We start from the raw sequence: 13,973 nt of genomic DNA on the forward strand, positions 1-13,973 counted from the left end.
TCCCCCTCTCCCCCTCTCCCCTATCTTCAATTAAAATCCTCACTCCTACTCCCGATGCTGTCCTTGATGTCCCGGCGACAACGGTTGTTTTGCAGTTTTCTGTAGATACGACGGTGGAATTGCGGGTGAATGGTGAGTTAGTAGACGCTTCTTTGGTAGGTCGTACAGAAACCGATCCAACGACCAATTTGGTGACACAAACATGGTATGGTGTTTCTTTAAAAGAAGGGCAAAATACGATCGCAGCAACGGCTATTGGTGCTCAAGACTCTACAGCAACTATAGAAGTACAAGTTAAGGGAGCGCCAACTCAGATAAAATTAGAGACAGTAGAATCTCGGATTCCTGCGGATGGACGTTCTACGGCTACAATCCGGGGTCAATTGCTCGACGCTAATGGGAACCTCTCGAACCGCGATGCTGTTGTCACTTTAGCATCAACAGTTGGTGAGTTCATTGGTGCTGACAGCAAACCAGACCAACCGGGATTTCAGGTACAAGCACGAGGTGGGGAATTTACAGCAACTCTGAAATCTGGGTTGAAGGCGCAGACGGTACGAATTTTAGCAAAAGCTGGGGAGTTAGAAGCGTATACCCAGTTGCAATTTGAGACCGCATTGCGTCCAAGTATTGCGACTGGTGTTGTGGATGTCCGTCTGGGTGCGAGAGGTACGGATTATTATGGACGGTTCCGTGATTTTCTCCCTATTGATAAAGATAACAGGACGCAATTGAGTGTCCGTTCTGCTGTGTTTGCTACAGGAGCAATAGGAGAATGGTTGTTCACTGGTGCTTATAATAGCGATCGCGCCCTCAATGAAGATTGTAACTGCGACAACCGTCTTTTTCGAACCTATCAATTTAGCGAACAAGCCTATCCAGTTTATGGTGATAGTTCTCAAGTTGATGTCTTGACACCTTCGGTTGATAGCGTTTACGTGCGGTTTGAGCGATCGCCACGCATCCCCAATGCTAACCCTGATTATGCCATGTGGGGGGACTACAACACCGAGGAATTTGCGCGTTCTTCCCAGCAATTTACGGCTACAACACGTCAGCTTCATGGGTTTAAAGCTAATTATAACATAGGCAATTTACAAGTTACGGGTTTTTACGGAAATAATGTGGAAGGATTCCAACGGGATACCTTACCTCCTGACGGGACTAGCGGTTATTACTTCCTTTCCAGAAGATTACTGATTCCTGGTAGCGAAAACGTCTTTATAGAATTGGAAGAACTCAACCGTCCCGGTACTGTGTTGGAACGCAAACAGCTTTCTAGAGGTCCTGACTACGAAATCGACTACGACCGTGGAACATTATTATTCCGCCAACCCGTTTTGCGTACTGATGTGGACAACACCGGACAAGTTCTCGTCCGCCGGATTGTGACTACCTATCAATATGATAGTCAAGATAGTAAAAGCAGTATTTACGCAGGTCGCCTGCAATATAACTTGTCTCGCAAAATCAATCAAGAAAGTTGGGTGGGAACAAGCTATGTCAGAGAAAACCAAGGAGTGCGGGATTTTGAACTGTATGGTGCGGATGCACAGGTTTCTCTGGGTAGTAAAGGTAAGTTGATTGCAGAATATGCTCATTCCACCAACGATACAGATGTTACGGGAAAAGTCAGTGGTTCTGCGGCGCGTGTGGAAGCTCAAGGACAAATTGCCAGGGGTTTGTTTGGACGAGCTTATTATCGTTTTGCGGATGCGGGATTTGCTAACAACGCGACGACCAGCTTTGTTCCCGGTCAAACTCGATATGGAGCACAACTGACAAGCCAGGTTTCCCGAAGTACCAATTTGCGGGTACAATACGACCATGAGGATAACTTTGGAGTTGCACCTCGACCTTTAGATACTTTTGAGGAATTGTTTGCTCCAAGAAGTCAAGCAATTCCTGGAACTCAGGTGGATAACTCCCTCACAACCATTTCTGCGGGAATTCAACAAAGGATCGGTAAAGCAACTGTTGATGTGGATTGGTTGCATCGCGATCGCAAAGACCGCATTGCTGTTGACAACCAGAATACCAAATCAGACCAATTGCGATCGCGTCTAACTCTACCCCTAGCAAAGAACCTCACCTTCTTAGCACAGAACGAACTGACTTTCTCCTCAGACACCGATACTGTTTATCCAGATAGGACTATCTTAGGGTTAAATTGGGCTGTGACTCCCGGAGTGAATGTAAGTTTAACTCAACAGTTTTACACTCGCGGTCAGTTTGAAGATAACTCCATCACCAACTTGAGTATTAACGGCGAACACAAACTTGGGAAAGATACGACTCTGACGGGACGTTACTCCATTTTAGGTGGTGCTAATGAAGTGACCATGCAAGGTGCGGTTGGATTAAACCATCGCTGGACGATTTCTCCTGGATTGCGGTTAAATCTTGCTTACGAACACGTCTTTGGTGACTTCTTTGGTCGTAACGGAGCGGGAGTGCAGTATGCTCAACCCTTTGCAGTCGGTCAAAGTGCATCTGCATTGGGGCTGTTAAGCGGTGATAGTTACAGTGTGGGTTTGGAATATACCGACAATCCCAAATTTCAAGCAAGCGCCCGGTACGAACACCGCACCTCCTCTAGTGGTTCCAACACCGTGATTTCCGCAGCCGCAGCTGGTAAACTTTCCCCCGCCCTGACAGCACTCCTGCGCTATCAACAAGCAAATTCTGCCAATCAAAAATTGATAGGGTTGGGAGATACAGCCAATTTGAGACTTGGTTTAGCTTATCGCGACCCCAACAACGACAAGTTTAATGCTTTGTTGCGTTACGAATATCGCAAAAATCCATCCACAATTCCCGACTCAATTCTTTTAGGTAGCGGTACGGGGTCTGAAGACCACACCTTTGCAGCAGAAGCAATATACGCACCCAACTGGAGATGGGAATTCTATGGAAAGTACGCCCTTCGCAACAGTACTTCTTACTTAGCGCAGGATCTGATTGGAACGACTATGACAAATTTAGCACAGCTGCGGGCTACCTACCGCTTGGGCTATAGTATGGACTTGGTAGGAGAGACTCGCTGGATTCATCAAAATGATTACACGGAAACGGGCTTTGTCATAGAAACAGGCTATTATTTAACTCCCAACTTACGGTTATCTGCGGGTTACGTATTTGGCAATATTGACGATCGCGATTTTTCGGGAACTCGAAGTGCGGGAGGTCCTTATTTGGGTTTAACTCTGAAGTTGAACGAACTCTTTGATGGCTTTGGCTTACAAAAAGTACCTCCTCGCCAAGATCGAGAATCTACAGTACAAACCGTAGTAAACAAGCTGAAGAAAGCAAAAGCGGGAACAGTGCAAACCGTGACAAACAAGCTGAAGAAAGCAAAGGCGGAACTGGGGGAGAGAAAAATATGAAGAAAGTATCGCTTTTATTCTCGTGTTCGTTATTATATGCCTTATCCACTGGGCTACAACCAGCCCAAGCCGAAGGTTCCAAAGAGTTAGTTTCTCAAGGCGGACACAGACCTTATTTGGAGTGGTCGCCAAATTTAAAAACTGCAAATATCACGCGTATCACCTTGCTGAAAGTCTATGTTCAAGCTGGGGAGACTGTTAACCTTGGTTCTAGCGTGCATACAAGTGCCAATGGTGTTCAAGATATTGTCTATCGTAGCCCTTTTGGAGGACAAAACGGATCTTGTAATGTACTCAGTACGGGTTTTGGCTTTATAGATACGTTAGCAAAAGAGCAAGCAGGACCATTACCAAACGCTGGAGGTTACGATCCATGTAGCTTTGTCGCTACAGAAACAGGAGTATATGAAGTTGAGTTTCATGCACCTGAATTAGGAAGCGACCAAAAAAATCCTCCAACTAGAGCAACAAACGCGGCTTTTCCTACAGATGCTACTCAAACATCAACTGTCGCCGCTTGGGATATCACAGTGAGAGATTCTCAAGGAAATGTAAAACCAGGGCGAGTGTTTACCAATTACTTGGCTTTTAACCTGGGGACAAATGGTTTGTCTCTGAACTCTGACTTCTTCATTCAAACAAAAGACGGTTACCTCTACCGAACTGCAATGAATGGGGTAGATCCGTTTGGCTTTATTTTCTTTGCCAATAGCCGTGGATACAAAGATGGCGACAGTACACTTTATCGTTCTACACGCGCTGCTGGTAATACTCTTGCTCCTTTTTTAGGAGGGGTACAAGTACAGCGCCCAGATGTTCCCGATACAGCAACTGATATGACTCATGTAGTCTTTATCAATAAACCCGACCCTGCTACTCTTGCATCTCTTGGTATTCCTACTGGACCATTAATCCCACCAAAACCGACTAACTTTAAATTTACTGGTAAGAATGGCGCGAGTGGAAATCAAACTTTTGTTGGAGCGGGAGGTCACTTTAGCTTTGATTCAAGTAGTTCGGGTAGTTACGATATTATTATTGATACTAACAATGACAACATTTATGACCCCAGTGTAGATAGGGTCTTACAGAACGTATCTCTTTCTGGTAAGAATATTGTTTCATGGAACGGTAAGGATGCACAAGGTAACAACTTGCTTCCCCTTCCTCAAAATGCTCCTTATCACGCCAGAATTAGGCTGCGTGCGGGAGAATACCATTTCCCAATGTTAGATGCTGAAAATAATCCTAGCGGATTTGTCATTGAAATGACGAATGCTCCGGGTCCCTTTCCAGCAGGTATTAATAAATTTACGGTTTACTATAATGATGATAACTACAAAACTAAAGATGGAACTACTGTTGACTTGAGTGGTCCTGGAAACCCAACAAATCCTCGAAATGCTAGCGTTGGGATTGACAGTACCTCAGGACAGCACGAGTTTAGTGGTACTTACGGCGATTTTAAAGGCATAGATACTTGGACTTACTATCCTGGTGAAGCCGTCTTTGCGGATTTAATTATTACAACTCAAAACCAGGCAAACGTGCAGGGTACAAAATCTGTGCGGTTTTTAACTGACACGGATGGCAGTGGGAATGTTACGGTAGGCGATCGCATTCAATATACTATTACTTATTCTAACCTAGATCCAGGCAAGAGTGACGCGACTAATTTTGTGATAAGCGATTCACTACCAGCGCAGTTGACTTTTGTGAGTGCGGAAATAACATCCAAAACATCTGGTAATAATATTACTTTGAACCCTAGTTACAATGGCTCTGGTGCTTTAACGAATTCTGGGACTCTGCGCGTTGGGGATACTATTACTGTCACGGTGACGGCTACAATTAATAACCATAATAATGGAACTGCTATTAGCAACCAAGCAAGTGCTGGTTTTAACACACCTGATAGTCCCGCAACGATTGGAACTGTTGTCACCGATGCAAATTCAGCCGGTGCAACAACTAATCCGCCGAGTGTTGGCAATCCATTTCCACAAAACTCAGATGATAGTGTTGAAACAGGTAACGATCCTACTAAAACAGGTGATGACGATCCCACCTTATTGACTGTTGTTCCTACTGTTAACAAACCAAATATATTACTAGTTAAAAGAATTACAGCTATTAATGGTTCCACAACTTCTAAGGGAGGAGATAATTTAGGAGGTTATATTAATGAAGCAGCGAATCCCTACGATGACAATGACATAGAACCAAATCTTGCTCCCAATCCCCCTCAGTATCCTACCGCAGATACGAATGCATGGCCAAACCCTAGTAGTTTCTTAATTGGTGGTGTTAATGGTGGAAATGTAAGTCCCAATAATGAATTGGAGTATACTATATATTTCCTGTCTGCTGGCAATGCACCCGCTCCAAAAGTCTTGTTGTGCGATCGCGTTCCCGATAATACTACTTTCATCCCCACTGCTTTTAACAGTGTGTCTTCAGCACCTGGTGGTCTTTCTGGTGCTGACCGTGGTATTTTGCTTTACTATAACGGTACAGCAGTTTCCCTGACAGATGTTCAAGATGGTGATGCTGGACAATACTTTCCACCAGGGGTAGATCCTAAAACCGTTTATCCTAAGATTGAGTGTGGTGGTGCTAATAGTAATGGTGCGATCGTCGTTAACTTGGGCGATGTACCCAATGCGACTGGTTCCGGTACACCTCTTAGTTCTTTTGGTTACATCCGCTTCCGAGGTAAAGTTAAATAATCTTGTGTGGGTTCATGCGCTTATACGTACTTAGTAATTAAAAGTCCAACTACGAATTACGAATTTAGTATTTTTACCGTTAGGTATCCGGGGCCTTCACAAGAGGTCAAATTTTCTTGACAAAACTTTATATACTGTATATAATCACTATACAGTCAAGATTATGATTGTTTCATTTTTACATAAGGGATTAGAACAGTTTTTCAAAGAGGGTAAAACCGAAGGAGTCAAACAAGACCATATTAAAAGGCTCAGAATTAGACTCTTATTTCTAGACGCTCTGGAAAAACTGGAAGACTTTAAGGAATTTCCCAATTTCAAGTTTCATAAATTGGAAGGTGATTTAAAAGATCGCTACTCAATTTCGGTTACTGGAAATTGGCGATTGACCTTTAAGTGGGACGAGGAAAACAAGAATGTTGAAGTCCTAGACTACGTTGACTACCATTAGATAGTGGTGGTCAACGGGAAAAATGAATAATCTCTTTGGCTTAAAAATTAATTGTAAAAACCTATGGCAAAAGAAAGAATACAAATGTACGACCCTCCACACATCGGCGAAGTCTTAAAGGAGGAGTTTTTAGAGCCTTACGGTCTTAGTATCTCAAAGTTTGCCGAACTGATTGGAGTAAATAGGGCTTATATGTCCAAGATTATTAATGGTAAGGCTGGGGTAAGTCCTGCTATGGCTCTAAGACTCTCTAAGGCACTAAATACTAGTGTTGGTCTATGGTTGAATATGCAACAGCAATACGATCTATGGCAAGCTAGACAATCTACTGATTTGTCTAAAGTGAAGGTTATTAATTTGGAAATGAAAAGTTATTTAACGGATGACATCACGATAGAGATGCTTGATGTGGTGGACAAGAAACCATGAAGGAAAGCGACTATCAACCTTTGACTCCGGAGCAGCAACAATCAATTAAAGGTAAATCTGCCATTTTAGAAGTACCATCATTACTAGTAGTGGAAGTGGTTAGCGCTGACTCGGTGAGTCCAGCCCTGAAGACGGGTTTCCCGTCGCAGGGGACTGGCGAACCCGAAAGGGTAAAACGAGATTATAAAAAGAAACCACTTGAGTATGCTGCATTCAAAATTCCTGAATATTGGATAGTTGACCCAATCAAAAATAAGGTAACTGTTCATGTATTAATAGACAACCAGTATGAGACAAGCGTCTTTACCGGAAATCAGCAAATCGTCTCGGACACTTTCTGTGAATTGACATTAACTGTTGAGCGATTGTTAGCAGCATGAGGCATTTTACGAGAGTGGGAACCATGATTAAAAATGAGCCTGAATATCAGGTAACTAAGTCTTGGGTAGGCAAATTTCAACAAGCAATTATCCACTTATCCCAAAATGACGAGAAAAAGCAAAAAGATCCCGACGGTTGGCAGCTAACCATTGATTCCTACTTTGCTCAAATTAAAAACCTGCTAGATGAAATAGCAGAATATGAATTTTTATTAGATCATAATCCTAAAGAAACTTTGATTTTACCAACTTCAAATCTTAGCTTTTCCGAAATTGGAAAGATGTTAGTTAAAGCTAGAATTGCTCAAAAAATTAGTCTTAAGGAACTAGCTAAACTGACTAGATTAACAGAAGAAAAACTCCAAGAATATGAAAAGAAAGATTACCAAAATGCTAGCTTTGATAATGTAATTGAGGTAGCCGAAGCTCTCGGTCTCAAGTTACAGCATTGTACCGCTGTGTCAAAAATTGATAATTTTCTTAGCAGTGAACTAACAAAAATTCGGCAATTCGAGCACATATAACAATTCTAAATCATTAAAATCATTTGTAGTTAACTCGATGAATAGTTGAGAGGCTTCCAAGGGCGCGTGCGTTAACCATTCTTGAACTGACTCATATAAAGGTTATAGTAAAAGCCGCGTTTTGCCATCAATTCTTGATGAGTCCTGCGCTCAATAATTTCTCCAGCATCGATCGCCAGAATTTGCTCGGCGTTGCGAATAGTGCTGAGACGATGAGCAATGACAAAGCTGGTACGCCCTTCCATCAGGCAATTCAAGGCTTGTTGGATTTGTACCTCTGTGCGAGTGTCTATACCTAGAGTGATATCAAAGCAAACTTTTCTTCGATAGCTACTTGTTCGCTTTTTGGGAATAGTCCTGTCTTGTAGGTAATGTTAATCCAAACACAGGGGAAAGCACCAAAGTTAATTTTCTTGACAGCATTAATGTCTAAGTCTTCGTCATAGACATCTGATTCATTCTTAAGGACTCGGTATTCAAACCCTGCAATTAATTGTTTTTTATAGAGATTTTTGAGATATTCATCAATTGCTAGCATTTGTACATAAGACTCTGATAAATCACCAATACTTTTCTTGGCAATATACTCTTGACTATCAAGCTCTGCAAAAGTCATATTTGTTTCTCCAAATGATATTGCTCTATTGTCTATTATAGAAAGTTACTGATTTTTTCCAAAAATTTGTCCAATTTGCTTGCTGCTTACCAAAATAAGGAAGAGGGAAGAGGGAAGAGGAAAGAAGGTTGCTCCTTCTTTCTTCTTTCTTCTTCCTTCGTTAATCAAGTGATACTTCCAACGCAACATTATGACTGTGTCAATGTCTGAAAAAACTGGTTGTGGTCGATAGTGACGGTAATAAATGTATTAGTGTTCTTAGCCCGATGCGCTCCCCATTCTCCACCCTTGCGGTATATCTCTACTTCTTGAAATTGTGCTAAACTGCGATTTACAGTAATACAGGCTGCTAAAGGGTCGTGAAACATCTTTCCCTCTGGTCGGCACTTTAGGTATAATTCCATACCATTATAGATGAGATTGAGACCGACAGAGTGATTCCGAAATGGTTTCATACACTCGTGAAACCCTTGATGATAAATGACTCCGTGACAGACATTTTTTGAGACAATCTCTCTAGTCATAACCCGCGACGAAGAGAGCAAAGCTAACGCTGCTTTTGGATCGCCATTGAAGTTAAATGTTAGACAAGTTTCGAGTCCATCAAATTTAGGTAGACGCCATTCAGGTGGTACAACACTATCTCCTGCAAATCCACCTTGTCCTACCCAGCGTTTTATTGTTACAAAAGGATAATTTTTCAGCAATAGCCTTAAATTGTGTAATGGTGCGCCAGTGAGTAGCACTACATCTGGATATAAATTAATAATAGTCGCTATAAGATTGTGGGCAAAATCGTCTGGTTCCTTGGGTGAAATAATTCCCAGAAACTCGTAATGAAATTCTGAAACTACATCTTTAATAGAATCTGGATTACGCGCACCGACTGGAACATCATCCTTGTTGAGAAGATGCAGGATATGACGAATAACTCCTACTTGCGCTCTTGTTCCTGGATTTACAGAAAGATTTGGATACAACCTACGCCGACGAAATTTAATTAAGGGAATTGAAGAAGTATTAACTCTACTGAAAGCAGCTAAATGTAGAACTACGTATTTAAATGGAAGTTTTGTAACCTCTGAATCCAATCCTCAAGATTTTGATATGTGTTGGGATCGTGATGATGTGGAAATTGAGTATTTGAGGAAAAATGCGCGATTATTATTAAATTTTTATAACAGTGCTGCCCAAAAAGCTAGGTATGGAGGTGAAATCTATCCATCCGATCAACCAGTGGATGAGTCTACAATGTCAATAGAGTTTTTCCAAAGAGAGAAGTAGACAAAACGAAGTAAAACGCACGTGAAACCGAGTAATTCGGTTAACTGACTTCACCAGACTCAACGTAGAACTGTTTATTCTACGTTATCCGCAAGGATTTAAGTCCGCTTTTAAATCATGACTTAATGGGATATGCCAGTCCCAAGCGTCGAGGAAGGAACATGGCTACATTGTCATAGCGCAACACCGAACCTTACCCGTGAAGTTTAAAAGCAGTGTCGAGGCAAACCGTACCCCATTTGGGAGTTAATCAAATGATTACCAACTCTATATTTGTTTTAAGTAAAAATGGCAAAATTCTCAAACCAACAACTCCAGCTAGAGCTAGAATTCTTCAAGCACAGGGCAAAGCTAAGAAACTAAAATTATTCCCATTTACTCTAATTCTGGACAAAGAAGTAGATGAAAATGTAGAACCATATTTAGAACTTAGAATTGACCCAGGTAGTAAAGTGAGTGCGATTTCCTTAGTAGACTTAAAGAAAAATGAAGTCGTGTGGGCAATGGAATTAGAGCATCGAGGTCTAGCGATTAAAATGGAATTAATCAAGCATAGCTAATGTTCGTCATTCTAGAAGATCCAGAAGACTGCGCTATCGTCAGAAACGGTTTGCTCGCCAAAAGCCAGATGGTTGGATAGCACCATCTTTAAGGCATAGGTTATTAACCACAGAAACATGGATAAAACGATTGCTTAAGGTTGCTCCCATTAAATCCATTGCAATTGAATCTGTCAAATTCGATCTTGAAAAAATAGAGGCACCAAACATAGAAGGAATGGAATATCAGCAGGGTACGTTATGGGGCTACACCCTACGGGAAGCACTTCTAGAACATTGGGGAAGAGAGTGTGTTTATTGCAGGAAAACAGATGTTCCCTTAGAAATAGAACATATTCATTCTCGCTCGCTTGGTGGTAGCGATCGATTTTCAAACCTCACATTATCTTGCGACAAATGTAATCAAAAAAAGGGAAATCAACCAGTAGAACAATTTCTCAAAGAGCAACCGGAAATCCTCAAAAAAATTAAATCCCATCAAAAAAAGTCATTGTCAGACGCTGCTGCCGTCAATTCAACTCGTAAAGCCATATTTGAGATGGCACACCAATTTGAGTTGCCAGTAATCAGTGGAGATGGTGCATCTACTAAAATGATTCGGATTCAAAGTGGATTGCCAAAAGCCCATTGGATCGATTCGGTATGTGTGGGAACATCGTCCATAGTTAAGTTGCGTATTTGTCAACCATTACGTGTTAGTTGTAAAGGACAACGGAAGTTTGTTAGTCTGTAAGTCTGTAACTTACCAGAAGAAAGGCAGAGGCTAGGCTGTTGATTCTGTGGCTTTTTTGGGGTATGGTTCATGCACATGTCTGCCTATGTCCTTACGGACACGCTACGCGATGCCGCAGGCTATGCCCGCAAGGGCTATACGTACTTCTGCCTTCTTTTACAAAGCGTGACGGTTCACCTATTGTTGTAAGGGATTACTAATATAGCCACATTTGTTGTCATTGCATACCGCTCCAAGCCTTTCAGAAAACTTGCTAACTCGCGTAAATTTTGGCTGGATTACGATCTCACCCTCCTTGTTGATATAACCCCACTTGTCTTTGATCGTTACTGATGCCAACCCTTCTGAAAAACCATATCGGTTTTCTAAATTTTGACAGATCATTTCCCCTAAATTTCCGGAATTTAGATTTTTGGGCGTTTCTGCAAGGTCACATCTAAATTTTGAATATCTATCGACTTTAGCATCATCAAACTGTGGCTGAATAACAATCGTACCATTTGTGTCGATGTAACCCCACTTGCCGTTAGTTTTTATTGGTGCCAAACCTTCTGAAAAGCTGCCAGCATTATCAAACTGTGGCTGAATAACAATCGTGCCATTTGTGTCGATGTAACCCCACTTGCCGTTAGTTTTTACTGGTGCCAGTTTTTGGGTAAATTTATGAGCTTCATCAAACTGTGGCTGAATAACAATCGTGCCATTTGTGTTGATGTAACCCCACTTATCATCAGTTTTTACTGGTGCTAGGTTTTCAGAAAAGTTACCAGCACCACTAAACTTCCGTTCAATGGCAAATGTACCATTCTTGTTGATATAACCACAAGTGCTGACAAGACATACACGTGCTAGTCCTTCAGAAAACTGGTTAGCAGCATGTTTTCCATATTGTGGTTGAATTGAGAATGTTCCATTCTTCTTAATATAGCCCCTGTTCTTACCATAAGTCCATGCTAGCGCCAGTCCTTCAGAAAAGTCTTGAGCACCATCAAAAGTTGCCGGAATTACAATGTCACCAGTGGGGTTGATATAGCCTGTCCTGCCATTAATTCTTACACGTGCTAGCCCTTCAGAAAAAGCACCTGCTATTTCAAATTTGGGTTCAATCTTATAGTTAATTTGTTGAGATAGAGGGGGAGTTGATGGGGCTGGTGGAATAGCTTTAGTTATCAGTACAGTGGAGGGGACGACAACTACTACTAATGTCCCCGTAAGGGAGGCTACATTCCCATTTGATTTTATGGCTCTTATTATAGCAGCACATCCTTTAAGGATGTTGGGCAAATTCTTCCATAAGTTTGTTGACTGCTGTTGGTGTTTCTTAGGTGGTTGATTGTGTAGCATAAGTTTTATTTCCCTGATTATTAATATTGTTAGTAGTAAGTGCGATCGCGTTAATTCTTAAGATAAGAAAAAACACCAAGTAACGCAGCTACACTTTATGTTGGATTGAATGTCAAATCTGGCTTTGAAAAATACACTTTTCTGTATGCGCTTCTAAACTAACCTCTAATACAATAGGTTGATGTGGATAACATTTGTTAATTTTCTTTGACTGCGTCCTGTTGAGTGTTGTTGCGATATGGCTTAAGCCATTAAGCGAGCGATTACGCTTCGGCGCAAGCCGCACAAGTGTGCTTATCGCTCTATTGAACAAGCTACGGTTTTGAATCCATAATAGTAGAGAGAGGCGAATCTTTGTGTTTTTTACATTCCTCATCGCGCTGGTCTCGACTGAGACTGTCATATTTTTCCGCATCGGGAAATTTATTGATTTGAATAATGTTTTTGAACTCACTTTTTACACGATTTCGCTCTCCATAAACTTCTAAACAAACAGGAGTTTGAGTTTCCTTAGCTCTCCTAAGATGAACTTTGAAATCCTGAGAGTTATTTTTCTGACCTCTATCTATTTTTGAGAGATTCTGATCGACGTTTTTGAGACTAAGATTGTCGCCTCCAGATTTATCAATTTCAACTATAGTTGTTGGAGTCTTATTAGGAGGTAATGCTCTGCTCTCTATGTGTTCTATTTTCGTTCCTATCCATTCTGGAGGATTGTAATTTGGTGGTAAGGCGATATTTTTACCAGGACAAGAAAAACCAACAAAATCACAGAGTTGTGCCAAAATGCCCAGATGACTGAGCACAACCAGCAGAAAGCTAACAGCACTCCCACCTAAAATTGTCATTCTTACTAATGAATTGTTTGTTGACTGATTTGTATTGTTGTGGCTATCTCGTGTATTCATCATACTTTTACTACAATCAAAGTTTTCTACAATAACTATTCATGAGACACAAAAACACTATCTGAACTAGGTTTTAGTACTCTTACCATGCAACGCTCGATAATCCAATCAATCACCGTTTTTCCTATAAGATTACGACTCAATACAGTCATAATTTATTAGTGATGAGCGATCGCTTTCCATACAAGGTTAAATTCTTTCACAACAGATATTTGTGTACCGAGCAACACCCAAATTTATGGTCTACAATCGCTCTTGCTGGGGTTAGTTTTCATTTTCACAATACAATTGTGCTATTTTTTCATCTAGCATTTTTGCACTGCACAGATTTTTAACATTTCCTAAATTGGCATTCTCCAGGTTGGTATTATCCAGATTGGCATCTTTTAATTGAGCATTTGTTAGGTTAGCATTAGTCAGTGTAGCCCCTGCTAAATTAGCACCTGTTAGATTAACACCAACTAGGTTGGCATTATTTAAGTTGACTCCGCGTAGATCTTTACCACTCAAGTTAACACCAGGTTTAATGAGATACGCGCCTTTGGGAGCATTACCATCTGGAAACTTAGTTGTTTCCGTATAAATGCTACGAATTAATTGCTCTTCCTTGTATGTTGTACCCCTCAAGT

Annotated in this window: 15 protein-coding genes; 9 read left to right on the forward strand and 6 right to left on the reverse strand. The window is 41.3% G+C overall.

The features are described 5' to 3' along the window. Positions 1-29: 29 nt before the first annotated feature. The 6 genes from WA1_RS05955 (at position 30) to WA1_RS05980 (ending at position 7,899) form a co-directional block, all read left to right on the forward strand. On the forward strand, positions 30-3,386 hold the full coding sequence (locus WA1_RS05955; protein ID WP_419183609.1) for a TonB-dependent receptor: 3,357 nt from the start codon (positions 30-32) through the stop codon (positions 3,384-3,386). Continuing rightward, complete coding sequence (locus WA1_RS05960; RefSeq protein ID WP_017748117.1) at positions 3,383-6,115, forward strand: isopeptide-forming domain-containing fimbrial protein; 2,733 nt, start codon at positions 3,383-3,385, stop codon at positions 6,113-6,115. The genes WA1_RS05955 and WA1_RS05960 overlap by 4 nt, the downstream gene beginning before the upstream one ends. A gap of 163 nt (positions 6,116-6,278) precedes the next feature. Next, entirely contained in the window at positions 6,279-6,566 is a 288-nt protein-coding gene (locus WA1_RS05965) for a type II toxin-antitoxin system RelE/ParE family toxin (protein WP_017748116.1), read from the forward strand. A gap of 63 nt (positions 6,567-6,629) precedes the next feature. Continuing rightward, complete coding sequence (locus tag WA1_RS05970; RefSeq protein ID WP_272819078.1) at positions 6,630-6,995, forward strand: HigA family addiction module antitoxin; 366 nt, start codon at positions 6,630-6,632, stop codon at positions 6,993-6,995. Beyond that, a complete protein-coding gene (locus WA1_RS05975) occupies positions 6,992-7,375 on the forward strand; it encodes a Uma2 family endonuclease (RefSeq protein WP_017748114.1) in 384 nt (127 codons plus the stop codon). Before WA1_RS05970 ends, WA1_RS05975 begins: the two co-directional genes overlap by 4 nt. A gap of 23 nt (positions 7,376-7,398) precedes the next feature. Further along, positions 7,399-7,899, forward strand: a complete 501-nt coding sequence (locus WA1_RS05980) for a helix-turn-helix domain-containing protein (RefSeq protein WP_017748113.1) — start codon at positions 7,399-7,401, stop codon at positions 7,897-7,899. Between the two features lie 71 nt (positions 7,900-7,970). Here WA1_RS05980 and WA1_RS52310 read toward each other — a convergent pair whose 3' ends face one another. From WA1_RS52310 to WA1_RS05990, 3 genes are all read right to left on the reverse strand, one after another. Then, a complete protein-coding gene (locus tag WA1_RS52310; protein ID WP_201789071.1) occupies positions 7,971-8,156 on the reverse strand; it encodes an ABC transporter ATP-binding protein in 186 nt (61 codons plus the stop codon). Positions 8,157-8,194: 38 nt separating this feature from the next. Next, entirely contained in the window at positions 8,195-8,515 is a 321-nt protein-coding gene (locus WA1_RS05985) for a hypothetical protein (RefSeq protein WP_017748111.1), read from the reverse strand. A gap of 188 nt (positions 8,516-8,703) precedes the next feature. Continuing rightward, positions 8,704-9,606: a nucleoside hydrolase gene (locus tag WA1_RS05990; RefSeq protein ID WP_017748109.1), complete on the reverse strand. Its 903-nt coding sequence runs from the start codon at positions 9,604-9,606 to the stop codon at positions 8,704-8,706. Between WA1_RS05990 and WA1_RS61570 the strand changes: the two genes are divergently transcribed. From WA1_RS61570 to iscB, 3 genes are all read left to right on the forward strand, one after another. Then, positions 9,524-9,799 carry a DUF6932 family protein gene (locus WA1_RS61570; protein ID WP_419183610.1) on the forward strand — a complete coding sequence of 92 codons (276 nt, stop codon included), beginning with the start codon at positions 9,524-9,526 and terminating at the stop codon, positions 9,797-9,799. The genes WA1_RS05990 and WA1_RS61570 overlap by 83 nt on opposite strands. Before the next feature lie 254 nt (positions 9,800-10,053). Next, a complete protein-coding gene (locus WA1_RS59440; RefSeq protein WP_017748107.1) occupies positions 10,054-10,359 on the forward strand; it encodes an RRXRR domain-containing protein in 306 nt (101 codons plus the stop codon). Positions 10,360-10,387: 28 nt separating this feature from the next. Beyond that, positions 10,388-11,092 (forward strand): RNA-guided endonuclease IscB, encoded by a 705-nt coding sequence (gene iscB / locus WA1_RS52315; RefSeq protein WP_272819412.1) that lies wholly within the window; start codon positions 10,388-10,390, stop codon positions 11,090-11,092. Positions 11,093-11,269: 177 nt separating this feature from the next. On the opposite strand, the gene WA1_RS06010 is transcribed toward iscB, so the two are convergent. From WA1_RS06010 to WA1_RS06020, 3 genes are all read right to left on the reverse strand, one after another. After that, positions 11,270-12,436 (reverse strand): WG repeat-containing protein, encoded by a 1,167-nt coding sequence (locus tag WA1_RS06010; protein WP_017748105.1) that lies wholly within the window; start codon positions 12,434-12,436, stop codon positions 11,270-11,272. A gap of 314 nt (positions 12,437-12,750) precedes the next feature. Continuing rightward, positions 12,751-13,347, reverse strand: a complete 597-nt coding sequence (locus WA1_RS06015; RefSeq protein WP_148662628.1) for a hypothetical protein — start codon at positions 13,345-13,347, stop codon at positions 12,751-12,753. Between the two features lie 261 nt (positions 13,348-13,608). Beyond that, positions 13,609-13,971: a pentapeptide repeat-containing protein gene (locus WA1_RS06020; protein ID WP_017748103.1), complete on the reverse strand. Its 363-nt coding sequence runs from the start codon at positions 13,969-13,971 to the stop codon at positions 13,609-13,611. Positions 13,972-13,973: the final 2 nt, after the last annotated feature.

The organism is Scytonema hofmannii PCC 7110, assembly GCF_000346485.2.
GTDB classification, from domain to species: domain Bacteria; phylum Cyanobacteriota; class Cyanobacteriia; order Cyanobacteriales; family Nostocaceae; genus Scytonema; species Scytonema hofmannii.